Below are 24,705 nucleotides of genomic sequence, written 5' to 3'. Positions count from 1 at the left end.
GTGCGGTAACGGCTGGGGGGTGCTCGACACGTAGGGGGTGTTCCCTAGTGGAGGAGAGCCCAGTGCCCTATGACAGATCCGACCATCGGGACTTCGATGGATGACCGCGAGGCGCGGTTCGAGGCGATGTACGCCGCGACGTACGAGCCGATTCTCGGTTACGTCTTGCGCCGCTGCTCGTCCCCGGACGACGCGGCCGACATCGTCGCGGAGACGTTCACCATCGCGTGGCGGCGGCTGGACGAGATCCCGGCCGGTGACAGGGCGCGGCTGTGGCTGTACGGGGTCGCGCGCCGGGTCCTGGCCAATCACTGGCGTGGCGAGGCGCGACGCCGGCGGCGCACGACGAGCCTTCGAGAGGAGATCGCCTCGGTCGACGCCGACCCCGTCGAGGCGTCGGCCATTGCGGAGGCGTTCGGCGGCCTGTCCGACGACGATCGCGAGTTGCTCGGCCTGGTCGCCTGGGAGGGGCTTGATCACGCCGCGATCGCGGCCGTCCTCGGCTGCTCCGCCGGGGCCGCGCGCGTCCGGCTGCACAGGGCGCGCAAGCGCTTCTCCCGTGCGCTGCGTTCGGCGCAGATCGAATCCATGCCAAGGGGCGCCAAGCGTCCCGTCAGCGAACGGAGCTCCCTGACATGAAGCCCCATCCCAGTGACGACCCGGTGCGGGCGATGGCCCGCGTTCACGATGAGGACCTGGCCGGATTCGCCGGCCGGCCGGCAGCGCGCGACCTCGCGAGGGACATCATGACGCTTGCGCCGCCCGAGGAAATCCCCGTTGAGGTGGGAGACGGCGAGCGCGGGGGAGTGCCGGCCCGCCGATTCCCTGGTCTTGGGGTACGCCTCGGCGCCGTCGGTGCTATGGCGGCGATCGCGGTCGGCGGGGTCGTCCTGCAAGCCGGTGAAGAGGCGCCAACGCCCCCGAGCATCTCGCTGGGGTCGGCCGCCGAGGCGGGACACGTTCTCGATCTGGCCGCCGAGGCCGCTGAGAACCGGTCGCTCAATGCACCCGGGCCTCGGCAATGGGTCTACACGAAGATGAAGCTGACCTCGTCGGCGAAGCCTGCCGGACTCGTCAGCGGTGGTCCGTACAAGACGGAAACCTGGGAGGTGTGGCGGCGAGGCGATGGGAGGCGGTTCGCCGCCTATAAGGACGGTGAGCTTCAGACCGGACACGAAACGGTGTCGTCGTCCGTCGCGGTCAAGTACGAGCCCCTGCCCAGTGATCCCGCGGCGTTGCTGCGGAAGGTCGGCGGGAGCAAGGAGCACTACTTCATGGCCTACCAGACGCTGGTCACGCTTCTGCGGGACAGTGTCCATTCCGCGGAGACGGAGGCAGTGATCTTCCGGGCGATAAAGCTGATTCCCGGGGTGACGCCGGTCGAGGGCCGGGTCGACGCCGCGGGGCGCCCGGCGATCGGTCTCGGCCTGACGGTGGACGGCTGGCTGCACGAGGAAGTGCTCCTCGACCCGGAGACCTACGCCTACCTGGGCGAACGCGCGATCGCGATCAAGAGCCGTACGGTCGAGCCCGGGTTCACGGTCAAGGCGGGGACGGTGCAGCGGCTCATGGTGCGTGTGGCGATCGGGGTCGTTGCGGAGGCCGGCCGACGACCCTGATCTCATCGGCGTTATTCCGGCAGCGGGGCTTTGACTTATGGGGACGGCCGAACGAGGGTGTGTGTCCATGACGGATCGCGCCTCGAAGGCGGCCAGGTTTCAGGAGCTTCATCGGCGGCCGGAGCCGCTCCTTCTTCCCAATCCGTGGGACGTTGGAACGGCCCGGCTGCTGGCCGCTCTCGGTTTCGAGGCGCTCGGCACCACCAGCCTCGGGGTCGCCAATTCGCACGGTCGCCGCCGTGCGAGTCGCCGGGAGATCCTGGACAACTGCCGTGCCATCGACCAGGCGACCCCGCTGCCGGTCAACGCGGATCTGGAGAACGGCTTCGCCGACGATCCAGATGAGGCGGCGGAGATGATCGCGGAGGCGGCGGCGCACGGGGCCGCGGGTGCGTCCATCGAGGACGCGACGGGGGACCGGCGCCGCCCGATCTACGACTTCGACCTGGCCGTCGAGCGGGTCCGCGCCGCCGCGGAGGCCGCCCGCGCGCTGCCCGTCCCGCTCCTGCTCACCGCGCGGGCCGAGAACCTGCTGCACGGGGTCGACGACCTCGATGACACCATCCGCCGGCTGCAGGCGTTCCAGGACGCCGGTGCAGACGTCCTGTACGCCCCGGGTCTGCGCACGCTGGAGCAGATGCGCACGGTGGTCAGCTCGGTCGACAGGCCCGTCAATGTCGTGATGGGCTTCGCCGATCCTTCGATCACGCTGGACCAGTTGGGCGAGATCGGCGTCCGGCGGGTGAGCATCGGCGGCGCACTCTCCAGGCTCGCCCTGCGCGCGTTCGTGGACGGCGCGCGCGAGATGCGCGAAGGCCGATTCGGCTTCGTCGCCGATATCGCCCCGATGTCGGACCTACTTCCCGCCTTTGAAGAGTGACCGGCCTCTTCACATGAGTGCTCGCCGGCCGAGTCGTTGGGCAGCGGCCAAGCCGGCTGCGGATCGATGGCCATTATGGACGACCTCCGCCGCAAGATGGGCCGGTGACGATTCCCGGCCGGCGCGGCACACCCCGACGAAATGAGAGAGGCGGAATGACCGCAGCGGTGAAGTCGGACCGGTGGGCGGGGCCCAAGGGTTTCATCGAGGCCGCCACCGCTCCGGCCTCCTTCGTTCTCGGGGTGCTGCTGATGGCGTTCTTCATGCTCGTCCTCCCCGGGGTGGTCATCTACACGGTCGTGTGGGGGGAGCGGGCCGTAGCCACCGTCGAGGTGTGCGAGCAGCGGAAGCCGATGCGCGATACCGAGTTCCTGGACTGCCGGGGCGAATGGCGGTTCGCCGACGGCACCCGGGGATCCGGTCATGTGTCCGGGGTCGGCCGGGCCGACATCGGGCGGGAGGTGCCGGTGCGGGTCGGGCCGATCGGCCCGTACGCCGGCGGCCTGGACCGGTCGCGGCACGCGGTGATCCCCGGGGCGCTCATGTGGGCGGCGACACTGCCCGTCGTGGGGGTGGTCTTCTTCTTCCACTTCCGAGCGCGGGCACGCGCACGGTGGGTGCTCGCCCAGGTCGGCGAAGGCACCGGGTCCTCGGTGACGGGCCGGCGCCGATTTCGGGACGGCCGCGGCCGGACGCTGCTGAGATTCCGCGCCTCGGCCCGCCCGCCGAGCGCTCTGGCCGGGGCCGGACTCGGGGAACGGCGGTTCGCGACCCGCCGGCCGTTCGTCGCCGCCCACGCCCCCTCGGAGGAGATCGCGTTCTTCGCCGCGCGGTTGGCCGGTGGGTTCGCGGTGTTCGCTCCCGGCGGGCGGCTGACGCTGGTGGTCCGGAGCGTCACCCACTCCCCGCCCCGGCTGGAGCTCCTGGCCCCCGACCGGACGCCGCTCGGCCGGATCGTCCCCTACCCCGGGAGCGAGGACCAACCCGGCGTCGCCTTCAGCCTCACCACCGAGACCGGCGAGCCCGTTGCCGTCATCGTGGCGAGGTTCCTGCGCTGGACTGTGGTGCTCCACGGTGACCCGCCCGAACCGCTGTGCCACGCGGCGATGACGTTCGCGTTCGATGCCCTGCGCCTGACCAAGTAGGCCCGGACGGGGGGGCTCCTCCGTCAGAACGTGGAGATCCCCGGGCCGGGGTCGATCGGGTTGCCGTAGGTGCCCCCGGACGGGACGCCCCACGGCTACAAGGGGGCGAATCCGGCCAGCCAACTCCCCGGTCGCCCGCCGGTTTCGTGGCCTGCTCGATTCAACTCGGGATCAAGGCTTGGAGGGCTCCGGGAGGAGGCGTTGCATGGCTTTGTGGGTGCCGGCGACTAGGCGGTCTCGGGGGAAGCCTGTGCGTTTCTGCGCCATTTCGTAGTTGCCGCCCGCTACCCAGACCGGGCCGTCCTTGAGGTGTTCGAGGCCCTCGCGGGCTATGTCGTCGGGTTCGGCGACGTTCAGGCCCGGGGTGTCCATGTTCAGGCCCGCGCGTTCCATGGCGGGGGTTCGGGTCACGCCCAGGACGAGTTCCAGCACGTCCACGCCGTGTTCGCGCAGTTCGAGCCAGAGGCCCTCGGCGAAGACACGGCCGAACGCCTTCACGGCGGAGTAGACGCTGATCTGCGGCTGGCCCATGTAGCCGGCGAGGGAGCCGACCAGGAGGATGCCGCCGCGGCCTCGGGTCTTCATCAGCGCGCCGAAGTGGTGCGTGAAGGCGAGCTGGGCGGTGATGTTCAGGTCGATGACGTCCTGGAAGCGGTTCAGGTCGCCGGTGACGAACTCGTGGCCGTAGCTGTTCGCGCCCGCGTTGTAGATGAGCAGGCCGACGTCCAGGTCGTCGGTGACCTCGCGGACCTTCTTCAGCGGGTCGGGGGAGACGAGGTCGAGCTCTAGGGTGCGGACCTCCACGCCCTTCGCCCGGACGGCCTCGGCGGTGTCCGCCAGGGGGCCGGGCTTGCGGGCGATGAGGACGAGGTTCAGCCCCTCGTCGGCCAGGCGGTGCGCGAAGGCGGCGCCGACGCCCTCCGAGCCGCCGGCGATGACGGCCCACGGGCCGTAGGTGTCGATCATTCGTCCTTCTCCGGGTCCACGACCGTCACCGCTCCGGTCAGGGCGGCCTCCTGGATGGCGGAGCGGAGGGCCGGGCACGTCTCGTGGGGGTCGGTGAGGTTCACGCAGGCGGCGCGGGCGGCGGCGTTCCACTGGATGCTCGTCTGCTCCCAGCTCGACTTGCGCACCAGGACCTCGGCGGTGCAGCGGCGGCAGGCGACGGGCGCCAGGGGGGCGTCCAGGAGGCGGTCGTCCGCGGTCACGAGACGGCCCCTTCGCGGCGTGCGAGGTTCTCCTCGACCTCCTTCTCCCACGACTCGACCGGGCGGGTGGTGTCGATCTCGAACTCGAACCTGTCGGTCATCTCGGGCTTGATGTCGGCGACGTCCACGTAGAACTGCTCGTACCAGCGGCGGAGCTGGTAGACGGGGCCGTCCTCCTCGCACAGCAGCGGGTTGTCGATGCGGGCCTTGCGGCGCCAGATCGCGATGTCCTGCTCGAAACCGGTCAGAATGAAGTCCGAGAGCTTCTGCGCGGTGGCCTCCGCCGCCTCCGGCGGCAGCGCGTCGCTGTGCTGGACGATGATGCCCGAGTGCAGCGAGAAGGAGTTCTCGTCGATCGGATAGTGGCAGTTGATCAGGACGGAGTGCAGGTCGTAGCCCTCGTAGTGGTACGTCAGCTCGTCGATCATGAAGGAGGGGCCGTGGTAGGACGCGACGGAGGTGTTGCCGAGCATCCGCGGGCCGCCGCCGGTGGTCTGCCGGCGGGCGTCGTCGCGGGTGCGGCCCTTCATGATCTGGGTGGCGACCTGGCCCTCGAAGATGTTCTTGAAGTACGTCGGGAACGACTTGTGGATGTAGAAGAAGTGCGCCATGTCGACGACGTTGTCGATGATCTCGCGGCAGTTGGTGTTGACGACCGTCTCGGTCCAGCGCCAGTCGGTCCAGTCGTCGCGGGTCGCGCCCTCGATCACCGGGATCGTCACGTCCGCCGGGGGCTTGCTCCCCTCGGGGTCGTTCCAGACGAACAGCAGCTTGTCCTGCTCCATCGTCGGCCACGACGCCGTCCGCGCCCGGAGCGGTACGCGGCGGGAGTAGGGGATCTTCTTGCAGCGGCCGTCGCCGCCCCAGCGCCAGTCGTGGAACGGGCACGCGATCTCGTTGCCCTTGACGGTGCCGTCGGACAGGTCGCCGCCCATGTGCCGGCAGTAGCCGTCCAGGACGTTGGTCTTGCCGTCCTCGCCGGTGAAGACCACGAGCTTCTGCCCGAACGCGTTGACCGTGTGGGGCTTGCCGTCCCGGAACTTCTCGGCCAGCCCGAGGCAGTGCCATCCCCGGGCGAAGCGGCGGGAGATCGCCGCCGCCTCGATGGCGCGGACGGCGTCCGACTCGGTTGCGGTCACGTTGATCATCCCTTCGGCGGTGGACGGGTGATTCGAACGTTAGGTCGCAGGTCACCGTCAGGTCGCGGGAGTCCCGCTGGCCGGGACGCCCGGGCCCGCGGCGATTCACCGGCATGGTCTCCTGCAGGGGCCGGAGTAGGGAAGACGGGAGCGTCTCGATGAGCGGCAGTGAACCGGGGAGCAACGAGGTCCTGGAGGGCGTGCGGAAGCTGCTGCCCGGCATCGCCGAGCGGGCCAGGTCCGTGGACGAGAAGGGCCGGATCCCGGCCGAGACCGTCCGGGAGCTCACCGCGGCCGGGGTGTTCCGGATGCTGCAGCCCACCCGCTACGGCGGCGCCGAGGGCGACCCGGTCGCCTTCTACGAGGTGATCCGGGCGATCTCCGGGGTGTGCGGCTCGACCGGCTGGGTCTCGGCCATCCTCGGCGTGCACTCCTGGCATCTCGGCCTGTTCGCGGACGAGGCGCAGCGCGAGGTGTGGGACGCCGGGCCGGACACTCTCGTCGCCTCGTCCTATGCCCCGATCGGACGCCTCACCCCCGTGGACGGCGGCTACGAGGTGACCGGGCGGTGGTCGTTCTCGTCCGGGGTCGAGTTCGCCTCGTGGGCGCTGCTCGGCGCGCTCGTCGTCGGGGCCGAGGGCCGTCCCGTGGACTTCATGACGGTGCTCGTCCCCAAGGACGACTACGAGATCCGCGAGGTGTGGGACTCGATGGGCCTGCGCGGCACCGCCAGCGACGACATCGTGGTCGAGGGCGCGTTCGTGCCCGAGCACCGGGCGATGCGCAACTTCGAGCAGGCGCAGCTCCGCAACCCCGGCCGCAAGGTCAACACCGGGCCGCTGTACCGGATGCCGTTCGGGACGATCTTCACCAGCACCGTCACCGCCAGCGTGATCGGGATGGCGGCGGGCTGCCACGACCACTACGTGGCGCGGATGCGCGACCGGATCCGGCTCAGCCTCGGCGGCGGCCGGTTCGTCGAGGACCCGTTCGCGCAGGTCGCCGTCGCCCGCGCCGCGTCCGAGATCGACGCGGCGGTTCTGCAGACCGACCGGAACATCCGCGACATCCACACCTTCGCGGCGCGCAACGAGAAGATCCCGATGGAGTTGCGGCTGCGCGCCCGCCGCGACCAGGTCCGCGGCACCGAACGCGCCATCGAGGCCATCGACGTCCTGTTCAAGACGGCCGGAGGCAACTCGCTCCAGCGGGGCAACCCCATCGAGCGCGCCTGGCGCGACGCCCACGCCGGGAGCCTGCACGTCGCCAACGAGGTGGAGCACGCCCTGTCGATGTGGGGACGCGGGATCTTCGGCCTCAAGGTCGAGGACAACCTCGTCTGAACGGCTTTCGGCGGTGCGGTGACGAGAGCCGGACTCACCGGGCTTGCCCGGCATAACCGCAGGTCGTGGTCCGAACCCGGATGAACCCGCAGGTAAGGGGGCTGTTAGCCTGCCGCCGACACGGGCCCGCCCACCGGGGGCGAGTGCGGGGAGGGGGATGGGAATTGGCTTCCATGGTGCCGTTCACCAGCAATTACCGGGACCGCTCGAACAGCGACGGCTTCCAGTTCGAGTTCTTCTGCCAGCGGTGCAGGAACGGCCACACGTCGAGTTTCCAGCGCTCGATCACGGGGTTCGGCGGAAAGCTGCTGCAGATGGGCGGCGGCCTGCTCGGCGGGCAGGCCGGCGCGCAGGCGTCCCGGCTCGGGCGGCAGGCGCAGGGGCTGCACGGGAGCAGGCAGCGCGGCGCCGCCCGCGACAAGGCGCTCGCCAAGGCCGTCGAAGAGGTGTCCGCGCAGTTCGAGCAGTGCGGGCGCTGCGGCACGTGGGTGTGCGGGCAGGTGTGCTGGAACGGCGAGCGCGGGCTGTGCGTCAAATGCGCTCCCAAGCTGGGCCAGGAGGTCGCCGGAATGCAGGCCGAGGCGCAGCGGCGGCAATTGAACGAGCGGATCCGGGAGCAGGACTGGACGCGCGACGTCAATTACCGCGAGCAGGCCACCGGCAATTGCGGGTCCTGCGGGCAGGACGCCGGTGGCGGCCGGTTCTGCCGCAATTGCGGCGCGGCGCAGGCGTCCGCCCCGACCGAGACCAGGAAGTTCTGCACCAACTGCGGCACCGACCTGGGCGACGCCAGGTTCTGCGGCGGATGCGGCTGGCCCGCGGGCTGACCCGGGTCACTGAGGGTCGCCGGACTGGGAGACCGGGTTCTCGTGGTCGGCCGGGTCGGTGGTGTCACGGGCGATCGCGCGGAGCCGCTCCCGGTCCTCCGGGTGCAGGCCCGGCTGCTCGTCGACCGCTTCGAGGAGGAGCCGCATCTGGCGGCGCAGCGCCGGGACGTGCTCGGGGCGGCCGGCGTCCGTCACGTGCTGGATCAGCATCCGCAGGATCCGCAGCAGCGCGGCGACCACGTGCGGCTGGGACGGCGACGCCTGGCGCAGCTGGTCGAAGCCGTGCTGGATGTACTCGTCGTGCCGCAGCGAGTACGGGCGCAGCAGCACCCGCTCCTCCGGCCCGTGGACCTTCTCCGGGGGCAGGTCGGAGACGAGGACGTGCCGCAGCAGCCCGCCGACCCGCAGCGACGCCTCGACCGCGGTGGTCGGGTCGTTGACGGCGGGGCTGAGGGCGCGCAGCCCCACGTCGACCAGCTGCCGGAGCGCGAAGTCGACGTCCTGCTGCATGGTGCGGGTGTCGGCGACCTCGACGGTGGCCGACAGGCGCCGGAGCACCCGTTCGGGTTCGTGCGGCGCCGGCCACAGCGTGACCAGCGCCTCGCCCTCGTGGATGAACGCGCCCGTCCGCGTTTCGAGGCGGACGGTCGTGCCGGGCGGGACCGCGCGGAGGATGAGCCGCGCGGGCGCCTGGGTCACCCAGCCCGCCCGGTCGGCGGGGACGACGTACGTCGAGTCCGCGTCCGCCTCGGCCGGGACGTCGTCCGCCGGCCGTTCGTGGGCGCCCGCCCGCAGCAGGGCGTGCAGGACCTCCTCGCCCTCCCCGGAGATCGAGCGCACCACCTCGCCGACCTGGAGCCGGTGCGCCAGCCGGTTGAGGTGGGCGATGATCAGCAGGACGGTGGTGACCGTGAGGACCACCGTGACCGTGACCGTGATCTTGGGGGCGGGCGCCGCCGACTCCGCGTTGATGTGCCGCAGCGCCAGGACGCTGTAGACGAACGTGCCGACCAGGAGCCCGACGACCACCTGGCTCAGCCGGTCCCGGATGAACGAGCGCATCACCCGCGGCGAGAACTGGCTGCTCGCCAGCTGCAGGCTCACGACGGTCAGCGAGAACACGACGCCGGCGGTGGTGATCGTGGCGCCCGCGACGGTGCTCAGCAGCCACGTCGCCGCGTTGCTGTTCATGTCGACGGTCGCGGGGACGTGCCTGTCCGTCCCGATGCGCTCGTCGATGGCGGCCGCGACCTCCACGGCCACCAGGCCGCCGACCACGACCAGCGCCGGGAGCAGGAACAGGCTCTCCCGGAAGTGGTACAGCGCCGCCGACAGCTTCACTCCGGGCGCCAGTTCCTTGTGCGTCCTCATCCCGTCATGATCGCCTCCCCGGCGCCGCCGAAACGGCTCGCTGGTGAGCCGGGGGGCGCGGCCTCATCGCCGTCCAGGCGACGAGGCCGCGCGCCCGGGTCAGCAGGCGCTCGGCGGAGTGCGGCCGGCGCGGAGGTCCCGGACGTAGTCCAGGGCCTCTTCGAAGGAGACGTCCATGAGGCCGCGGTGGTCGGCGCCCTCGAACTCGCCGTACGTGATGCCGCCGTACCTCGTGCACAGGTCGGCCACCACGGTCTGGGTCGCCCCAGGCGTGACCTGCGTGTCGGCCGAGCCCTGGAGGACGAACGTGGGCACCTTCAGAGCCAGGCCGAGCGGCTCCTGGGAGCGGAGGTAGTTCTCCAGCGGCGCCAGGTCCGCGTCCGGCCGGAACACGTTCTCCGGCGGCAGGTCCGCGCTCAGCTCCCTGAGCTGGGCCGTGCAGGCGCTGGTGCGGGTCGCCTCGACGAGCGGGGCGGCCTCCTCGGTCACCAGGTCCTCCGGCACGAGCGACGGATCGGCCGCCTGCGAGCCCGTGAGCATGACGAACAGGAACGGCAGCGCGCCCTGCGCGCCCGGCAGCCCGGCCCTGACGTAGCCGGGGGTCTGGCTGATGAAGGAACCGGGGGCCAGCGCCAGGGAGCCCTTCAGCCGGACGTCCCGCGGCGTCTGCCGCTGCGCGGCGGTGAACAGGGCCGCCTGGCCGCCCTGGCTGTGCCCGACCGCGAACCAGTCGCGTCCGATGCGCCGGTCCATCTCGCGGGCGGCGCGCACGATGTCGACGACGGTGTTGGCGTGGCTGACGCCGTTCATGTACGGGTGGCCGCCCGGGGTGCCGAGGCCCTCGTAGTCGGTCTGGACGACGGCGTAGCCCTGGGCCACCCACTTGTCCAGGTACCGCTCGCTGTAGGCGAGGTAGTCGTGGGCCGGCCCGGTCGGGGTGTCGGCGGACGGCGCGCACACGTCGGCGGTCCCGGTCGTCCCGTGCGCCCAGCTGATCACGGGCCAGCCGCCGCGCGGCGCCTTGCCCTTCGGGATCGCCACCGTGCCGGTCACGGTGATCCGCTTCCCGCCCACGCCCTCCGACGTGTAGCCGATCTTCCGGTTGGCGGCGGCGCTGGGCAGGGCCGCCGCGTTGGTCAGCGGGGCGGTGTGCAGCAGCCTGCCGCGGTGTCCGGGCGGCACACCGTGCCCGCCGCGCTCTCCGGCCTGCGCCGGGACGGCGACGAAACCGGCCGTCCCGCCGAGGGTGACGGCCGCGGCGGCCAGGGCCACCGCGCGCTTCCTGGCAGATCTCATGCGTGATCCCTCCTGATCTTCTGAACGGCGCGGTAGGCGAACGCCATCGCGGACGCGATCGGAATGCCCGGTCCCGGGTAGACGGGGCCGGTGAACGAGGCACCGGTGTTGCCCGCGGCGTAGAGGCCGGGGATGGGATGGCCCAAGCCGTCCAGGACGCGGCCGTCCGGGTCGGTGCGCAGCCCGCCCTTCGTGCCGAGGTCGCTGAGGACGACCTCCGCCGCGTAGTACGGCGGCCGGTCGACCGCCACGACGCAGGACCGGCCGCCGGAGAAGTAGCGGTCGTAGGGGTCTTCGCCGCGGTGGAAGTCCTCGTCGACGCCCTTCTCCGCGAAGCCGTTGAAACGCTCCACGGTCGCGGCGAGCGCGGCTGCCGGGAGCCCGATGCGGGCGGCCAGCCCGCCGAGCGTGTCCGCGCGGATCCACGCGCCCGAGGCGAGTTGGTCGTCCGGCACCAGCGGCGGGACGGAGATCGCCGGCAGCCCGCCGGACCGCGCGTCGAAGACCAGGTGGAAGGGGCCCTGCGCGGCGGCCATCCGCCGTCCCATCTGGTCGTAGGGCAGCGACTCGTTGGCGAAGCGGCGTCCCGACCCGTCCACGATGAGCCCGCCGCGGAAGCCGAGCGTGAACGCCGGCCGCCCGTCCGGGGTGAGGAGACCGGGGCAGAACCATGCCTGGTCGAGCAGCCCGGTGGCGGCGCCGATCCGCACGGCCGCCTCGATGGCGTCGCCGGTGTTCGCACCATCCGGGGCCATCGTCCGTTCCGCGTCGCCCGGCACGTTCCGCTCGCCGCGCAGCGCGGCCGACGACTCGAACCCGCCGGCGGCCAGCAGCACCCCGCGCGCTGCCCGGAGCCGGACGGGGCCGTCCGCCGTCGCCGCCTCCACGCCGGTGACCCGGCCGTCCTCGACGATCAGGCCGGTCAGCGCGGTGCCGGTGCGGACGGTGCCGTTGCCGGTCGCGGTGAACGCCAGCAGCAGCCGCCCGATCAGTGCCCGCCCCTGCGCCATCGGCTTGGCCGAGTGCCCGCGTCCCGCGCGGTCCCGGTCGACCGGCGGGCGGACGAGCCCCGCCAGGTCGCCGAGCCGCTCCACCGGCAGGTCGAGGGGGACGAACGAGCGTCCCCCGTCGAGGCGTCCGGGCGCGTCGAAGTAGTCGGGGAACGCGCGCCATTCGAACTCGATCGCGGGGTCCCGCTCCAGGAAGTCGACCAGTTCCGGTGCCGTCTCCAGGAACGCCTCCCGGTGCGCGGCGTCGTCGTCGCCGAGCAGGGCCCGCAGGTAGGTGCGCGCCGATTCGGTCGAGTCGCCGATCCCGGCCCGCTCCTGGACCCGCGTCCCCGGCAGCCAGATCGCCGACCCCGAGTACGCGGACGTCCCGCCGAGCCGGTCCGTCTTCTCCAGGACGGCGGTCCGCAGCCCGCCCGACGCCGCCGCGAACGCACCGGCCATCGCCCCGGCGCCGGACCCGGCGACCACCACGTCGTACTCGTCGTCCCACGTCACGCGAGCCTCCAGCCTCCGGGAACCTGACGCGCGCACACCGTAGGCGCGGCTTTCGGGCCCGAGGCCGTCCGGTCCCACTGACCGGTATCGCCGATCGCGGGGACGGCCGTGACTGCGGATATTGTTCCGTGTCAGGACGCGACCGGCCGGCCTCGGCAGGTCAGCGGGCGGCAGGACCCGGGGGGAGGACCGTGGCGAGGATCGCAGCGGGCAGGCTGTCCGCCGAGCCGAGCTCACCGGAGCAGCACGACCGGCGCCAGCGCATCCTGCGCGCCGCGTCGCGCATCGGTGCGGACAAACCCCTCGAACGCGTACAGATGCACGAGGTGGCGAAGGCGGCGGGGGTGGCGATCGGCACCCTCTACCGGTACTTCCCGTCGAAGGTGCACCTGTTCACCGCGGTGATGGCGGCGCAGGTCGACCGCCTGCGCGACCAGGTCACCGAGCCCGCGCCCGGCACCGCCGCCGAGGACGCGGTCGCCGACCTGCTGGTGCAGGCCAGCCGGCACCTGATGGCGCAGCCCGTCCTGTCGACGTCGATGCTGCACGCGTCGAACACCGCGCACGTCGCGACCGTCGCCGACACCGTCCACATCGACAACACGTTCCGCGACATCCTGCTGCGCGCCGTCGGCATCGAGGACCCGACCGCGCAGGACGTCACCCTCGTCCGGCTGCTGATGCAGTGCTGGTACGGGGTGCTCCAGTCGAGCCTGAACGGACGCTCCTCCATGGCCGACGTGGAGACCGACATCCGGCTTGCCTGCCGGCTGCTGCTGGCGCCCCGCTCGAACGCCGCCGCCGCTCGGTGACGTCGCCCGTCCCGGCGGCGGCGCACACCTCCAGAAGGGACCCCCACATGGCACGGACCATCGCCCTCAGCGGCTCGGCGTCCGGCATAGGCCAGGCCCTCGCCTCGATGCTCCGCGACGCGGGCGACACCGTCATCGGGATCGACCTGCGCGACGCGGAGGTCAGCGCCGACCTCGGCGGACCCGACGGCCGGTCGCGGGCGGTCGCCGAGGTGCTCGACCTCTCCGGCGGGACGCTGGACGCGGTCGTGGCCTGCGCCGGCGTCTCCGAGCCCACCGTCCTCCCCGTCAAGGTCAACTACTTCGGAGCGGTCGCCCTGATGGAGGGCCTGCGCCCCGCCCTCGCCCGCGCCGAGGCGCCCCGCGCCGCCGTCGTCGGCTCCATCGCCGGGACCCACCCGGTGGACGAGGCCATCGTCCGGGCCTGCCTGGACGGCGACGAGGCCGCAGCGCTGCAGGCGGCCGAGAAGGTCGTCGAGGCCGGCGCCGGATATCAGACGTATACGTCCTCGAAGTCGGCGCTCGCCCAGTGGCTGCGCCGCGCCTGCGTCACCCCGGAGTGGGCGGGCGCGGGCATCCCGCTGAACGCGATCGCGCCCGGCGTCGTCCGGACGCCGATGACCGAGCCGCTGTTCGCCGACGAGGCCATGTTCCAGATCATGAACGAGGCCGTCCCGATGCCGCTGAACGGCTACGCCGACGCCGAGGTGATCGCCGAGGCGCTGCGCTGGCTGATCTCCCCGGTCAACACCCACATGACCGGCCAGGTCATCTACGTGGACGGCGGCGCCGAGCCGTCCCTGCGCGGGCCTGAAGTCTTCTGACCACACCGATGGCCGAGTACACCGATGGCCGCCCCCTCGCGCCACGGGGCGGCCATCGGCGGTCTCGGGGGTCAGTGCTTGCTGGTGCCGGTGTCGTCGAGCGCGGCGACGCCGTAGGCGGCGTAGGTCTGGTGCGGGTCGCGGCCCTCGAAGTAGGGGGTGATCTGCTCGCCGAGCTCCGCGACGGAGAAGACGCCGTCCGCCGCGGTGAACTTCCGCTCCACGGTCGGCGCGGCCATCAGCGCCACCATGTCGCCGTAGACGACGAACACCTGCCCGGTGATCTTCTCGGCGGCGGGGGACGCCAGGTAGCCGACGAACGACCCGACCCGCTCGGGCGCCATGACGTCCAGCCCGCCGGGGGAGGTGCCCTCGCCGAACGTCGCCTCGGTCATCGCCGTCCGGGCGCGCGGGCAGATCGCGTTGGCCCGCACCCCGTACCGGCCGAGGCCCGCGGACGTCGACAGGGTGAGCGCCACGATGCCGGCCTTCGCCGCCGAGTAGTTCGGCTGGCCCGCCGCCCCGAACAGGAACGCCTCCGACGCCGTGTTGACGACCCGCCCATAGACCGGGCCCCCGGCGGCCTTGCTCGCCGCACGCCAGTGCACGGCGGCAGCGCGCGACACGGCCGCGTGCCCCTTTAGATGGACGCGGATGACGTCGTCCCAGTCCGACTCCGACAGGTTGAACAGCATCTTGTCGCGCAGCACGCCCGCGTTGTTGACGACGATGTCCAGCGACCCGAACGTGTCGACGGCGGCCGACACCAGCGTGTCGCCCATCGACCAGGCGCCGACGTCCCCGGCCACCGCGACGGCCTTGCCGCCCGCCTCCTCGATCTCGGCGACGACGTCGCCGGCGGCAGAGCCGATGTCGTTGACGACGACGTTCGCGCCCTGCGCCGCCAGCGCGAGCGCCTCGGCGCGCCCGAGCCCGGCGCCCGCGCCGGTGACGACGGCGGTGCGGCCCGCCAGGGAGAGGTCAGCGTTCATCGGAGCCTCCGGGTCGGTGTCCATCTGCACGCCGGAGGCTAGTACGTATTCTATTTTTCCCTCCGGCGCCGTCCCGCTGAGCGGGTCCGCGCGCCCACTCTGAACGGCTCGGACCGCTCAGCGGGACGAGGGCCGCCGTGGAATGAGAACGAATTCTAGTCTCGTGCGCATGACCATCGGACTGACGGACGAGCACCGCGACCTGCGCGACGCCGTCCGCGCCTTCACGGCCCGGCAGGTGACACAGACGGTGGTGCGCGCCACCGTGGACGCTGACCGGGAGAAGCTCCCGCCGTTCTGGGACGACCTGGCCGCGCAGGGGCTCCTCGGCCTGCACCTTCCGGAGAACGCGGGCGGCGCGGGCTACGGCCTGCTGGAACTGGCCGTCGTCGTGGAGGAGCTGGGACGCGCCATCGCGCCGGGCCCGTTCCTGCCGACCGTCCTGGCGAGCGCCGTCCTGCACCGGGCAGGCCACGCGGAGCATCTGCCCCTGCTGGCCGACGGCACGAAGACCGGCGCGGTCGGCCTGGGACCGGGCGGGCTGACGCTGTCGCGCTCCGCCACCGAGATCACGCTGACCGGCACGTCCGCCCCGATCATGGGCGCGGCCCTCGCGGACGTCCTCGTGCTGCCCGCGAAGGACGGCGACGGGACGGCCTGGCTAGCCGTCCTCAGCGACAGCGTCAAGGTGCACGAGCTGCCCAGCCACGACCTGACCCGCCGCCTGGCCAGGATCGAGGCCGAGAATACGACGATCCCGGCCCGTTCACTCCTGAACGTGGACGCCCAGGACGTCCGTGATCTCGCGGCGGTGCTGTTCGCGGCCGAGGCGTCCGGCCTGGCCGACTGGGCGACGTCGACCGCCGCCGAGTACGCCAAGGTCCGCGAGCAGTTCGGCCGGCCGATCGGCCAGTTCCAGGGCGTCAAGCACCGCTGCGCCCGCATGCTCGCCCACGCCGAGCAGGCCCGCGCCTGCGCCTGGGACGCCGCCCGAGCCCAAGACGAGACCCGAGCCCAAGAGGCGTCGCTGGCCGCCGCCGTGGCGGGCGCGACCAGTGTGCAGGCCGCGTTCCAGACCGCCAAGGACTGCATTCAGACCCTCGGCGGCATCGGCTTCACCTGGGAACACGACGCGAGCCTGTACCTGCGCCGCGCCCAGACGTTGCGGATCTTGCTCGGCTCCACCGCGGGCTGGCGCCGCCGCGTCGCACGCCTCACGCTGGACGGCGTCCGCCGCGAACTCGCCGTCGAGCTGCCGCCCGAGGCCGGGCGGATCCGCGCCGAGATCCGCGCCGAACTGCAACCGGCCAAGGCCCTGGACGGCCAGGAGCGCGTCACCTACCTCGCCGACCGCGGCTACACGTCCCCGCACCTGCCCGCCCCGTGGGGCAAGGGCGCCGACGCGGTCACCCAGCTGGTCATCGCCGAGGAGATGCGCGCCGCCGGGCTCCGCGCGCACGACATGGTCATCGGCAACTGGGTGGTGCCGACACTGATCGAGCACGGCTCGTCCGCCCAGCACGAGCGGTTCCTGCCCGGATCGCTGCGCGGCGACATCCGCTGGTGCCAGCTGTTCTCCGAGCCCGGCGCCGGCTCCGACCTCGCCGCCCTGTCCACCCGCGCGGAGAAGGTCGAAGGCGGCTGGAAGGTCACCGGGCAGAAGGTGTGGACGTCCATGGCCCGCGAGGCCGACTGGGGCATCCTCCTCGCCCGCACCGACCCGTCCGTCCCCAAGCACAAGGGCCTGTCGTACTTCTTGCTCGACATGAAGTCGCCCGGCATCGACATCCGCCCGCTCCGCGAACTGACCGGCGACACCCTGTTCAACGAGGTGTTCCTGGACGGGGTGTTCATCCCGGACGAACTGCTGGTCGCCGCCCCCGGCGACGGCTGGAAGCTCGCCCGCACGACCCTTGCCAACGAGCGGGTGTCGCTGTCGAACGATTCGTCCCTCGGCAGCGGCGGCGAGGCACTGCTCGAACTGGCCGCCGGAGGGGCGGGCGACGAGCGCCTCACCACCCTCGGCGCCATCCTGTGCGACGCCCAGTCCAGCAGCCTGTTCGGCCTGCGGACCACGCTTCGCTCCCTGGCGGGCGGGCAGCCGGGCGCCGAGTCCAGCATCGGCAAGCTGATCGGCGTCGAACACATCCAGCAGGTGTGGGAGACCGCCGTCGACTGGATCGGCCCCGAGGCCCTCACCGGCGAGAGCGAGGGCGGCATGGGCGACCCGACCTGGATGTTCCTGAACTCCCGGAACCTGTCGATCGCGGGCGGCACGACAGACGTCCAACTGAACATCATCGCCGAACGCCTCCTAGGTCTCCCCAGAGACCCGATAGCCCCCTGACGCTCGACCTGGCAAGGTCCACCGGGTGCGTTGACTTGCGGCGTGTCGCCCTTATGGGCGTGCTGAAAAGGGCAACACGCCGCAAGTCAACGAGTCTCCGCTCGGGCGGCGGGACGTCCACCCGCCGGTTCACGATCCGGTACCGGGTCCCGGACGGGCGGGAGTTCACCATCGAGCAGGCGCTTGAACGCAATGCCAAGCCCCCCGCCCCACTCACCCGCTGACCGAGAACAGCCGCGACCGCAGCAACCCGTCGATCCGCTCGGCCGCCGCCCCAGCGTCCCCACAGGGGCAGAGGTACCCGAGCCGGCCCCACTGCGCCTGGTGATAGGCCCACCCGTCCGGCACGGCCCGCACAACGACCACGATCCCGATGTCCTCCACGCCCCCCCCGCAGTCGTGCGAGACGGCCTGCACCAGCGGCAGCCCCCGGCCGCCCGTCCCATCGTCGTATCCCTCGTCCAGCGCCCGCCCGTCCGGCCGGACGTCATCGAGCGTGAGTTCCACGACGGGCCGCGCGAGTGGGAGAGCGTCGGAGGCGTCCCACACCTCGAACACCACCGCCCGAGGAGGCCGCAGCAATCTGACGCGGATTTCCCGATCCGGCGTGCTCTGTACCGCATTGGCGGTCAATTCGCTGACGATGAGAAGAACGGCGTCCGCGATGTGGGCGGCTCCCCATGAGTAAAGCCGGAAATCCACCGCACTACGTTAACGTGACCGTGCGAGGCGTGCGAGGGCATATCTCGCTTGCGGGGCTCGGGCGTGTACCCTGACCGCGGCGCTGGCCACCACGGCTGGAACTCAGGCCCAACCTGCTGACGAATTGAGGAGCGACATGTCGGCCAATCGAATCGATGATGGCTGTGAGGTGCGGTTACACCTCATGCGAAGGTGCCGGGGACGTGCTCGCCGCTTAATCGTGCCGTTGATCACCGTGGTCGCCGCAGCCGGTGTACTCGTCGGGTGCAGTGATGGCTCCACACCGGCGGCGACAGAGGCCCGGCAGAAGACGTGGAAGGTGCCCGAGGCTCCAGACGCCGGGATCCGCGACGAACTCCAGAGCCTGTTCGAGGGGGCCGATACGCGTTTTGCCGCCGAGGAGGAGCTCGTTCACCGCTGCATGACCGCCAAGGGCTTCCATTATGTGAAACTGGCCTCTCCTTCCAGCGATGTGCACCCGACAATGAGTCGTGATGAATATGGAATTACCGTCGCTGCGGCGAAACGCGATGGTTACGGCTCAAGGGAACGGCTCTCCCGGGCCGCCGACCACCCGGACCCCTCCGGCCTTCGACAGATGACGGACCAGCAGCGTAAGAGTTGGGGCGAGGCATTCTATGGCCCGGACTCCGTGGAGAGAATCAAGGTGGAACTGCCGGACGGCAGCCGGATAGAGACGTCCCCTCAAGGTTGCCTCTCGGAAGCGAGAAAGAAGATCTTCGGATCGCTTGAGCAGACGCTCAAGAGTTCGTATCTCGCTGCCAATATCCCGATCATAGCTCGCAAGAAGGCCGCTGCGGATCCGGAGATGGTCGCCTTGAACAAGGTGTGGGCGCAGTGCATGACATCAGCGGGGCATCCTGGTCTAGCAAATCCGGAGAGTGCACGCAGCAAGGCTGCCGGCGCCTATAAGACCATGGATCAGAGTGCTGCCTTCAAGCTTGAAGTAGAAATGGCGGTCTCTGACGCCGAATGCGAGCGGGAGCAGGGGTATGCCGCCAAGCGGAGGGAGCTTGAGGGCCGGTACTACACGGCCGCGATGCGCGTCTTCGGAGCCGAGATCACTGCAATCAGGAAGCACAACCAGGAATCGCTCGTTCGTGCGCGAAATCTGCTTTCCGTATCTTGATTCAAGAGATCACAGGCCCGTTGTTTTCAGGTGACCGATAATGCGCTCCCTGGCCGGTCGAGCATCCCGGAGTCAGCGATCACGCAAGGGGCGTCTCATGAGCGCCAGGGGCGGCCATGGCCCCGGTGTTCGCTCTTGTCGCCGGGCTGGTGGGGCGCAACGCGATCCGGCACCTACATCGCTGTTCCACTTTCCGGGCGTTCTGTGTGCCGGGCGGTGGGAACTCAGGATAAGGGAGCGGCGGGGCCGTAGCGGCGGCGGGACGGGTCCTCGATGGTGCCGGACAGGCGGCGTTCAAAGGTGCGGCGCCAGTTCTGGCCGAGTTCGGGGACGAGGATCACCCGGATGGCCGGCAGGTCGCGCTTGTCGTGGTGCATGAGGCGGTTCGCCTCCGCGACGGTGGCCCGCGGGTGTGGGCGTTCGACCGGTTCGAGCCGGTCTCCCGCGCCGATCCGGCCCTCCTGGAGGACCCGCAGGTAGAAGCCGGTCCGTCCGGAGCGTTCGAACCAGAGCGGCAACTCCCGCACTCCGTACCGGGCGGCGAGGCGGTAGCAGGGGTTGCGCGGGAGGGTCACCTGCAGAACGGCGTCGCCGACGCGGAACACGTCCCCGATGCACACCTCGTGCTCGTCCAGCCCGGAGGTGGTGAGGTTCTCGCCGAAGGCCGGCCGGGCAAGGGGGCGGCCGAGCAACCGCTCATAGTGCGGGTAGTGCTCGGCGGGGAAGACGCAGACAGCCTTGTCGGGGCCGCCGTGCTTGACGCGGTCGCCCTGCTCGTCGCCCGCCAGGCCGTCCTTGGTGGCCTCGATCCGCGTGCCGACGGGCTTCTTGGCGAACGCGCTGCGGATCGTGCGGCCCTTGTAGGGGAGTTCGCCGACCGTCCCGACGCTGAGGGTCAGGATCCGGGCGGCGAAGGGAGCCCCCGTCCCTGCCGCATGCAGGTCGGACATGCTTCCAAGGTAGTCCGCGCGGCGCGTCCTGCGTCGGGCAACTCCCATGTCATATCACCGGCGCCGACCCACACTTCTGACCCTGCCGTGCGGCGTGACCGCGGTCCCGGCGGCGCGCCGGCCGGGACGCGAAGCGGGGCGGGGCGGCACGCGTCCATACTATGTAGACTGAATCTACATAGATGGCGTCTACATAGTTTGGAGCTACCTTGTTCATCGGCAGGAAGGTCGAACTGGCGTTGCTGGCGAAGCGGATGGATCGAGTCTCCGCCACGGGCGGTGGAACGGCCGTCGCCATCCGGGGCCGCCGCCAGGTGGGCAAGTCGCGGCTCGTCCAGGAGTTCTGCGACCTGTCCGAAGTGCCCTACGTCTTCTCCACGGCCACCAAGGGCGCCTCGCCCATCGAGGCGGTGGCCGCGTTCCTGCGCGACCTCAAGGAGTCCGCCCTGCCGGCCGACCCCGAACTCGTCCCGCTCCTGGAGAATGGCAGCTGGCCGGACGCTTTCCGGATCCTGGCCACGACCCTCCCTGACAGGCCGTCGATCGTCGTCCTGGACGAGCTGCCATGGCTGGCCGAACAGGACCCGCTGTTCGACGGCGCACTGCAAACGGCATGGGACCGGCTGCTGTCGTCCAAGCCGGTCCTTCTCCTGCTGCTGGGTTCCGACATTCATATGATGGAAAGGCTCACCGCCTACGACCGGCCTTTCTACGGACGCGCCGACAACTTGGTACTCGGCCCGCTGAACCCGGCCGACACGGGCGAGGCCCTCGGACTCGACGCGGCGGACGCCATTGACGCGCACCTCGTTTCGGGCGGTCTCCCCGGCATCATCCGCACCTGGCCGCACGGAACACCCGCCCTCGAATTCATGGAAACGGAATGTGCCGACCCGGCCGCGGCGCTCTTCAACGTTCCGGAAGCGTCTCTGCTGGCCGAATTCCCCAACCCCGACCTCTCTCGCCGCGTCCTGGAGGCCGTCGGCGCGGGTGACCGGACCCACGCCAACATCGCCGCGAGCGCCGGCAGCCGCGATGGAGTTCTTCCGTCGGGAACCCTCTCACCACTGCTGCGCCGCCTCACCAATGAGAAGAACGTCCTCGCCATTGACGAGCCCTTGTCCACCAGACCGGGGAAGCCCGCCCTCTACCGGGTCGCGGACAGCAACCTGCGCCTCTACCTGGCCGCTTTGCGAGCGGCGCACGAACAGGCCCGCCGAGGCCGCCCCGAAGCGGGTTTCCGCCTCGTCCGGCGCCGCTGGACGTCCTGGCGCGGCCGGGCCGTCGAGCCTCTGATCCGCCAATCCCTCGAACTGGCGGACCTGCCCTGGCCGGACGTCGAAACGGTAGGCGGATGGTGGAATCGCCGGTTCGACCCCGAGATCGACCTCATCGGCGCGGACCGGGCCCCAGTCGCGGACCGCATCCGCTTCGCCGGCTCCATCAAATGGCTCAACAGCCCTTTCGACGCCCACGACCTGGCCGAACTCCGCCGCTCCGCAACCCAGGTCCCGGGCCTGGACCCGGCGACGACCGCTCTGGTTGCGGTCTCCCTTTCGGGCGTGGACGCCGCCGATCCGATCGACCTGGTCTGGACGCCGCAGGACGTTGTCGCCGCCTGGCGCCCCTGATTCACCAGGTAACCGCTTGCGGTGGTCGGTCCGACGCCGGGTGATGTCACGTTTCGGATGCCCGCTGAGTCGTGAGGGCACAGGCAGGAGAACAAAGCTCACACGGCTTGCGGGCCTTTGGAGGAATCATGGCGTCAACCATCCTGGTCACCGGTGGCACGGGGACGCTTGGGCGGCATGTCGTCCCGCTTCTGCGGGAGGCCGGGCGTGACGTGCGGGTGCTCAGCCGGCGTAGCCGGGAGGCGGCGGACGGTGTCGAGTACGTCACCGGTGACCTGCTGAAGGACGAGGGCGTCGAGGAGGCCGTCGCCGGGGCGAAGATCGTCGTCCATCTCGCGGGCGGCGCCAAGGGTGACGACGAGGCGGCCCGGAACCTCGTGCGGGCCGCCGCGCGGGCGGAGGTGAAGCACCTGGTGTTCATCTCGGTCATCGGCGCCGACCGCGTCCCGCTGAGCTGGCTGAAGACGCAGCTCGACGCGGAGCAGGCCGTGATCGACTCCGGGGTGCCGTGGACGATCCAGCGTGCCGCCCAGTTCCACGACCTCGTCCTGAAGGTCGTGCGGAGCATGGCGCGGCTCCCGGTCGTCCCGAAGCCGGGCGGCCTCCGCTTCCAGCCGGTCGACCCGCGCGACGTCGCCGACCGGATCGCCGGCCTGGCGCTCGGCCAGCCGGCCGGACGGGCGCCCGACCTCGCCGGGCCGAAGGTCTACGGGCTCGACGAGTTGGTCCGCGGATACCTCGGAGCGCGCGGCAAGCGCCGTCCGTTCATGCCCGTCCGCATACCGGGGAAGGCCGGCCGCGCCTACCGCGCCGGCGACAACCTGGCCCTGGACGGCGCCGACCACGGCACCCGCACCTGGGAGGACTTCCTGGACGAGCGCCTCGGCGCGACCCCGGCCCGCGCGGACGCGTAGCCGCGCCGAATCAGGCGATGTCCTCCTCGATCTGCTTGCGGAGGACCTTGCCGGTGGCGTTGCGGGGGAGCGGGTCGGTCGTCACGTGCCAGCGGGACGGGACCTTGAAGTAGGCGAGGCGCTCCTTCGCGAACGCCGTCAGCTCCTCCGTGGACGGCGGGGTGCCGGCGAACACGGCGACCGCCGCGACCTCCTGGCCCAGGTCCGGGTGGGGGACGCCGACGACGGCGCACTCCCGCAGGCCCGGGTACTCGGCGAGGACGTTCTCGATCTCGATCGGGTAGACGTTCTCGCCGCCGCGGATGATCAGGTCGGAGCGGCGGGTGGTGAGCCGCAGCCGGCCGTCCTCGATGACGCCGATGTCGCCGGTGTGCAGCCAGCGGTCCGCGTCGATGGCCGCGGCGCTGGCCTCCGGGTCCCGCCAGTAGCCGATCATGTTGTAGGCGCTGCGGGCGCACACCTCGCCCTCGACGCCCTCGGGGACCGGCCTGCCCTCGGGGTCGCGGATCTCCAGCTCGACGCCGATGTTCGCGCGGCCGAGCGTCCCGGGCGCCTCCGCGAGGTCCATGGGGGTGGCGACGGAGATGGCGGTGCACGACTCCGTCAGCCCGTAGCTGTCGACCAGGGCGCCGCGCGCCGGCGGGAACACCTCCCGGAGCCGCTCCTTGAACGCGGGCGAGGACGGCGCGGACGCCAGCGCGAACGCGGTGAGGGACGACAGGTCGTACTTCGACAGGTCGTCGTGCTCCATGATGCGGTTCGCCATCGTGGGGACGGCGCCCCAGTTCGTCACCCGCTCCTTCTCGACCAGGCTGAGCACCTTGTCCACGTCGAACCCGCCGTCGGTCATGACCACCGCGGTGCCGCCGGCGAGCCGCGGGACGGCCAGGTTGTGCAGGGACGCGATGTGGAACAGCGGCAGGGCGAGCAGGTAGCGGCGCGTCGACGGGTCGATGCCGAACACGTTCATCATCGCGTCGTTGTACCGGTGGTACTCGATCACCGAGGTCAGGTTGCGGTGCGAGTGGACGGCCCCCTTGGGCCGCCCGGACGTGCCGCTCGTGTAGAGGATGACCGCCGGGTCGTCCTCGGCGACGTCCGGGACGTCCAGTTCCGCGTCCGGGTAGCGGGCCGTCAGCGACGGGACGTCCCTCTCGATCGTCAGGACGTCCTCGGAGATCAGCGCGGCCCGCTTGGCGTCCGCGATCACGATCTTCGGGTCGGTGTGCCCCAGCGCGTACTCGATCTCCCGCGGCGCCCACCAGGCGTTGTAGCCGACCGCGACGGCGCCGGCGGCGATCGCCGCCCAGAAGGAGATGATCCATTCCGGGCTGTTCGCGGCGTTGATGGCGATGCGGTCGCCCGGCCGCACGCCGAGGTCGTCGCGCAGCGCCTTCGCCATGGAGGCGACGGCGGTGGCGTGCTCGGCGAAGCTCACCCGGCGCGAAGCGGTCACGATGTAGTCGCGGTCGCCGTAGGACGCCGAGCGCGCGAGCACCTCGCCGAGACTGCGGGCGCGGCCGGTGAACACGGGCAGCCGTGTGCCGAGGACGTCCTCCTCGCGCATCTCGAACTCACCGCCGGGACCGGTCAGCTTCTCGACGATCTCCATCGGACCCCTCCTCCTCGCCGGACCGCTCATTGTCGGCCCACGAATCAGGGGATTCACCTGCGGATTCCGCTCAGCGGGACGGCCGCCCCCGGCCGGGCCGCCGCCGCGAGACGCCCTCGCTCCCGGTGAGCGGGACTGCGCCCACCACGTGCGCCATGTCACATCACCATGACCGTCACCAGGACTGCGTAGTCCGGACCTGCCGGAACGGCGGGCGGACCGGGCTGTGCGCGAAGCAGTACTGAGCGGAGTGGCAATGAACAGTTCGAGCGGCATGGCCGCGATCACCACCGGTCCGGGGCAGGGCCTCTCGCGGGAGGCCGGCTCGGCCGGATCCGGCTGACACCGGGCCCGCCCACGGCGCCGTCCCGCGCCAGGAACGTTCCAACGGGCACCGCCGGCGCCCGCCACCCCCGGTCCCGCACATCTCCACAGCCC

Annotated in this window: 22 protein-coding genes; 12 read left to right on the top strand and 10 right to left on the bottom strand. The window is 71.2% G+C overall.

Translation table 11 applies throughout. From position 1 onward, the window contains the following. The first annotated feature begins 96 nt into the window (after positions 1-96). The 4 genes from E1200_RS14215 to E1200_RS14200 all read left to right on the top strand — a co-directional run bounded on the left by E1200_RS14215 (position 97) and on the right by E1200_RS14200 (position 3,644). Positions 97-639, top strand: coding sequence for a sigma-70 family RNA polymerase sigma factor (locus E1200_RS14215; RefSeq protein ID WP_131952430.1), 543 nt, complete (start codon positions 97-99; stop codon positions 637-639). Beyond that, positions 636-1,619 (top strand): CU044_5270 family protein, encoded by a 984-nt coding sequence (locus E1200_RS14210; protein WP_131952429.1) that lies wholly within the window; start codon positions 636-638, stop codon positions 1,617-1,619. Before E1200_RS14215 ends, E1200_RS14210 begins: the two co-directional genes overlap by 4 nt. A 67-nt stretch (positions 1,620-1,686) precedes the next feature. Next, a complete protein-coding gene (locus tag E1200_RS14205) occupies positions 1,687-2,499 on the top strand; it encodes an isocitrate lyase/phosphoenolpyruvate mutase family protein (protein ID WP_131952428.1) in 813 nt (270 codons plus the stop codon). 155 nt (positions 2,500-2,654) lie between these two features. Beyond that, complete coding sequence (locus tag E1200_RS14200) at positions 2,655-3,644, top strand: hypothetical protein (protein ID WP_131952427.1); 990 nt, start codon at positions 2,655-2,657, stop codon at positions 3,642-3,644. 171 nt (positions 3,645-3,815) lie between these two features. Here the strand turns inward: E1200_RS14200 and E1200_RS14195 are convergent, their stop codons facing one another. Genes E1200_RS14195 through E1200_RS14185 form a run of 3 tightly spaced genes read right to left on the bottom strand, consistent with a single transcriptional unit; the run spans position 3,816 to position 6,000 of the window. Continuing rightward, entirely contained in the window at positions 3,816-4,610 is a 795-nt protein-coding gene (locus E1200_RS14195) for an SDR family NAD(P)-dependent oxidoreductase (RefSeq protein WP_131952426.1), read from the bottom strand. Further along, positions 4,607-4,852: a ferredoxin gene (locus E1200_RS14190; RefSeq protein ID WP_131952425.1), complete on the bottom strand. Its 246-nt coding sequence runs from the start codon at positions 4,850-4,852 to the stop codon at positions 4,607-4,609. The genes E1200_RS14195 and E1200_RS14190 overlap by 4 nt, the downstream gene beginning before the upstream one ends. Continuing rightward, positions 4,849-6,000 (bottom strand): Rieske 2Fe-2S domain-containing protein, encoded by a 1,152-nt coding sequence (locus E1200_RS14185; RefSeq protein WP_131952424.1) that lies wholly within the window; start codon positions 5,998-6,000, stop codon positions 4,849-4,851. Before E1200_RS14185 ends, E1200_RS14190 begins: the two co-directional genes overlap by 4 nt. Before the next feature lie 149 nt (positions 6,001-6,149). On the opposite strand from E1200_RS14185, the gene hsaA reads away from it, so the two are divergent. Beyond that, positions 6,150-7,334, top strand: coding sequence for a 3-hydroxy-9,10-secoandrosta-1,3,5(10)-triene-9,17-dione monooxygenase oxygenase subunit (hsaA, locus tag E1200_RS14180; protein ID WP_131952423.1), 1,185 nt, complete (start codon positions 6,150-6,152; stop codon positions 7,332-7,334). Between the two features lie 173 nt (positions 7,335-7,507). Further along, a complete protein-coding gene (locus tag E1200_RS14175) occupies positions 7,508-8,161 on the top strand; it encodes a hypothetical protein (protein ID WP_243708548.1) in 654 nt (217 codons plus the stop codon). Positions 8,162-8,167: 6 nt separating this feature from the next. Here the strand turns inward: E1200_RS14175 and E1200_RS14170 are convergent, their stop codons facing one another. The 3 genes from E1200_RS14170 to E1200_RS14160 all read right to left on the bottom strand — a co-directional run bounded on the left by E1200_RS14170 (position 8,168) and on the right by E1200_RS14160 (position 12,333). Beyond that, entirely contained in the window at positions 8,168-9,532 is a 1,365-nt protein-coding gene (locus E1200_RS14170) for a DUF2254 domain-containing protein (RefSeq protein WP_207933340.1), read from the bottom strand. Positions 9,533-9,631: 99 nt separating this feature from the next. Beyond that, positions 9,632-10,828, bottom strand: coding sequence for an alpha/beta hydrolase (locus E1200_RS14165; RefSeq protein ID WP_131952421.1), 1,197 nt, complete (start codon positions 10,826-10,828; stop codon positions 9,632-9,634). Then, entirely contained in the window at positions 10,825-12,333 is a 1,509-nt protein-coding gene (locus E1200_RS14160) for an FAD-dependent oxidoreductase (RefSeq protein WP_131952420.1), read from the bottom strand. Before E1200_RS14160 ends, E1200_RS14165 begins: the two co-directional genes overlap by 4 nt. A gap of 191 nt (positions 12,334-12,524) precedes the next feature. Here E1200_RS14160 and E1200_RS14155 point away from each other — a divergent pair, with 191 nt between their 5' ends. Together E1200_RS14155 and E1200_RS14150 are read left to right on the top strand one after the other, a co-directional pair. Continuing rightward, positions 12,525-13,145, top strand: coding sequence for a TetR family transcriptional regulator (locus E1200_RS14155; RefSeq protein WP_131952419.1), 621 nt, complete (start codon positions 12,525-12,527; stop codon positions 13,143-13,145). Between the two features lie 47 nt (positions 13,146-13,192). Next, a complete protein-coding gene (locus E1200_RS14150) occupies positions 13,193-13,969 on the top strand; it encodes an SDR family oxidoreductase (protein WP_131952418.1) in 777 nt (258 codons plus the stop codon). Positions 13,970-14,040: 71 nt separating this feature from the next. Here E1200_RS14150 and E1200_RS14145 read toward each other — a convergent pair whose 3' ends face one another. Further along, positions 14,041-14,961: a 3-oxoacyl-ACP reductase gene (locus E1200_RS14145; RefSeq protein WP_131952417.1), complete on the bottom strand. Its 921-nt coding sequence runs from the start codon at positions 14,959-14,961 to the stop codon at positions 14,041-14,043. Positions 14,962-15,130: 169 nt separating this feature from the next. Between E1200_RS14145 and E1200_RS14140 the strand changes: the two genes are divergently transcribed. Beyond that, a complete protein-coding gene (locus E1200_RS14140; RefSeq protein ID WP_131952416.1) occupies positions 15,131-17,308 on the top strand; it encodes an acyl-CoA dehydrogenase in 2,178 nt (725 codons plus the stop codon). Positions 17,309-17,521: 213 nt separating this feature from the next. Here E1200_RS14140 and E1200_RS14135 read toward each other — a convergent pair whose 3' ends face one another. Next, positions 17,522-18,010, bottom strand: a complete 489-nt coding sequence (locus E1200_RS14135; protein WP_347813217.1) for an ATP-binding protein — start codon at positions 18,008-18,010, stop codon at positions 17,522-17,524. A 226-nt stretch (positions 18,011-18,236) separates the two neighbouring features. On the opposite strand from E1200_RS14135, the gene E1200_RS14130 reads away from it, so the two are divergent. Next, positions 18,237-19,160 (top strand): hypothetical protein, encoded by a 924-nt coding sequence (locus tag E1200_RS14130; RefSeq protein WP_131952414.1) that lies wholly within the window; start codon positions 18,237-18,239, stop codon positions 19,158-19,160. Between the two features lie 224 nt (positions 19,161-19,384). On the opposite strand, the gene E1200_RS14125 is transcribed toward E1200_RS14130, so the two are convergent. Next, positions 19,385-20,110 carry an MOSC domain-containing protein gene (locus E1200_RS14125; protein ID WP_131952413.1) on the bottom strand — a complete coding sequence of 242 codons (726 nt, stop codon included), beginning with the start codon at positions 20,108-20,110 and terminating at the stop codon, positions 19,385-19,387. A gap of 209 nt (positions 20,111-20,319) precedes the next feature. Between E1200_RS14125 and E1200_RS14120 the strand changes: the two genes are divergently transcribed. Next, entirely contained in the window at positions 20,320-21,741 is a 1,422-nt protein-coding gene (locus E1200_RS14120; RefSeq protein ID WP_243708547.1) for an ATP-binding protein, read from the top strand. Between the two features lie 128 nt (positions 21,742-21,869). Next, positions 21,870-22,655, top strand: a complete 786-nt coding sequence (locus E1200_RS14115; RefSeq protein WP_131952412.1) for an NAD(P)H-binding protein — start codon at positions 21,870-21,872, stop codon at positions 22,653-22,655. A 10-nt stretch (positions 22,656-22,665) separates the two neighbouring features. Here E1200_RS14115 and E1200_RS14110 read toward each other — a convergent pair whose 3' ends face one another. Continuing rightward, positions 22,666-24,267 (bottom strand): class I adenylate-forming enzyme family protein, encoded by a 1,602-nt coding sequence (locus E1200_RS14110; RefSeq protein WP_207933339.1) that lies wholly within the window; start codon positions 24,265-24,267, stop codon positions 22,666-22,668. Positions 24,268-24,705: the final 438 nt, after the last annotated feature.

This window comes from Actinomadura sp. GC306, assembly GCF_004348665.1.
Taxonomy (GTDB): domain Bacteria; phylum Actinomycetota; class Actinomycetes; order Streptosporangiales; family Streptosporangiaceae; genus Spirillospora.
This window is presented reverse-complemented; position numbering and strand designations above follow the sequence as displayed.

Excerpts from the sequence above, each read along its gene's own strand:
- E1200_RS14215 (WP_131952430.1), top strand. The coding sequence starts at position 97 with ATGGATGACCGCGAGGCGCGGTTCGAGGCGATGTACGCCGCGACGTAC.
- E1200_RS14210 (WP_131952429.1), top strand. The coding sequence starts at position 636 with ATGAAGCCCCATCCCAGTGACGACCCGGTGCGGGCGATGGCCCGCGTT.
- E1200_RS14205 (WP_131952428.1), top strand. The coding sequence starts at position 1,687 with ATGACGGATCGCGCCTCGAAGGCGGCCAGGTTTCAGGAGCTTCATCGG.
- E1200_RS14200 (WP_131952427.1), top strand. The coding sequence starts at position 2,655 with ATGACCGCAGCGGTGAAGTCGGACCGGTGGGCGGGGCCCAAGGGTTTC.
- E1200_RS14195 (WP_131952426.1), bottom strand. The coding sequence starts at position 4,610 with ATGATCGACACCTACGGCCCGTGGGCCGTCATCGCCGGCGGCTCGGAG.
- E1200_RS14185 (WP_131952424.1), bottom strand. The coding sequence starts at position 6,000 with ATGATCAACGTGACCGCAACCGAGTCGGACGCCGTCCGCGCCATCGAG.
- hsaA (WP_131952423.1), top strand. The coding sequence starts at position 6,150 with ATGAGCGGCAGTGAACCGGGGAGCAACGAGGTCCTGGAGGGCGTGCGG.
- E1200_RS14175 (WP_243708548.1), top strand. The coding sequence starts at position 7,508 with ATGGTGCCGTTCACCAGCAATTACCGGGACCGCTCGAACAGCGACGGC.
- E1200_RS14170 (WP_207933340.1), bottom strand. The coding sequence starts at position 9,532 with ATGAGGACGCACAAGGAACTGGCGCCCGGAGTGAAGCTGTCGGCGGCG.
- E1200_RS14165 (WP_131952421.1), bottom strand. The coding sequence starts at position 10,828 with ATGAGATCTGCCAGGAAGCGCGCGGTGGCCCTGGCCGCCGCGGCCGTC.
- E1200_RS14150 (WP_131952418.1), top strand. The coding sequence starts at position 13,193 with ATGGCACGGACCATCGCCCTCAGCGGCTCGGCGTCCGGCATAGGCCAG.
- E1200_RS14145 (WP_131952417.1), bottom strand. The coding sequence starts at position 14,961 with ATGAACGCTGACCTCTCCCTGGCGGGCCGCACCGCCGTCGTCACCGGC.
- E1200_RS14140 (WP_131952416.1), top strand. The coding sequence starts at position 15,131 with ATGACCATCGGACTGACGGACGAGCACCGCGACCTGCGCGACGCCGTC.
- E1200_RS14125 (WP_131952413.1), bottom strand. The coding sequence starts at position 20,110 with ATGTCCGACCTGCATGCGGCAGGGACGGGGGCTCCCTTCGCCGCCCGG.
- E1200_RS14115 (WP_131952412.1), top strand. The coding sequence starts at position 21,870 with ATGGCGTCAACCATCCTGGTCACCGGTGGCACGGGGACGCTTGGGCGG.
- E1200_RS14110 (WP_207933339.1), bottom strand. The coding sequence starts at position 24,267 with ATGGAGATCGTCGAGAAGCTGACCGGTCCCGGCGGTGAGTTCGAGATG.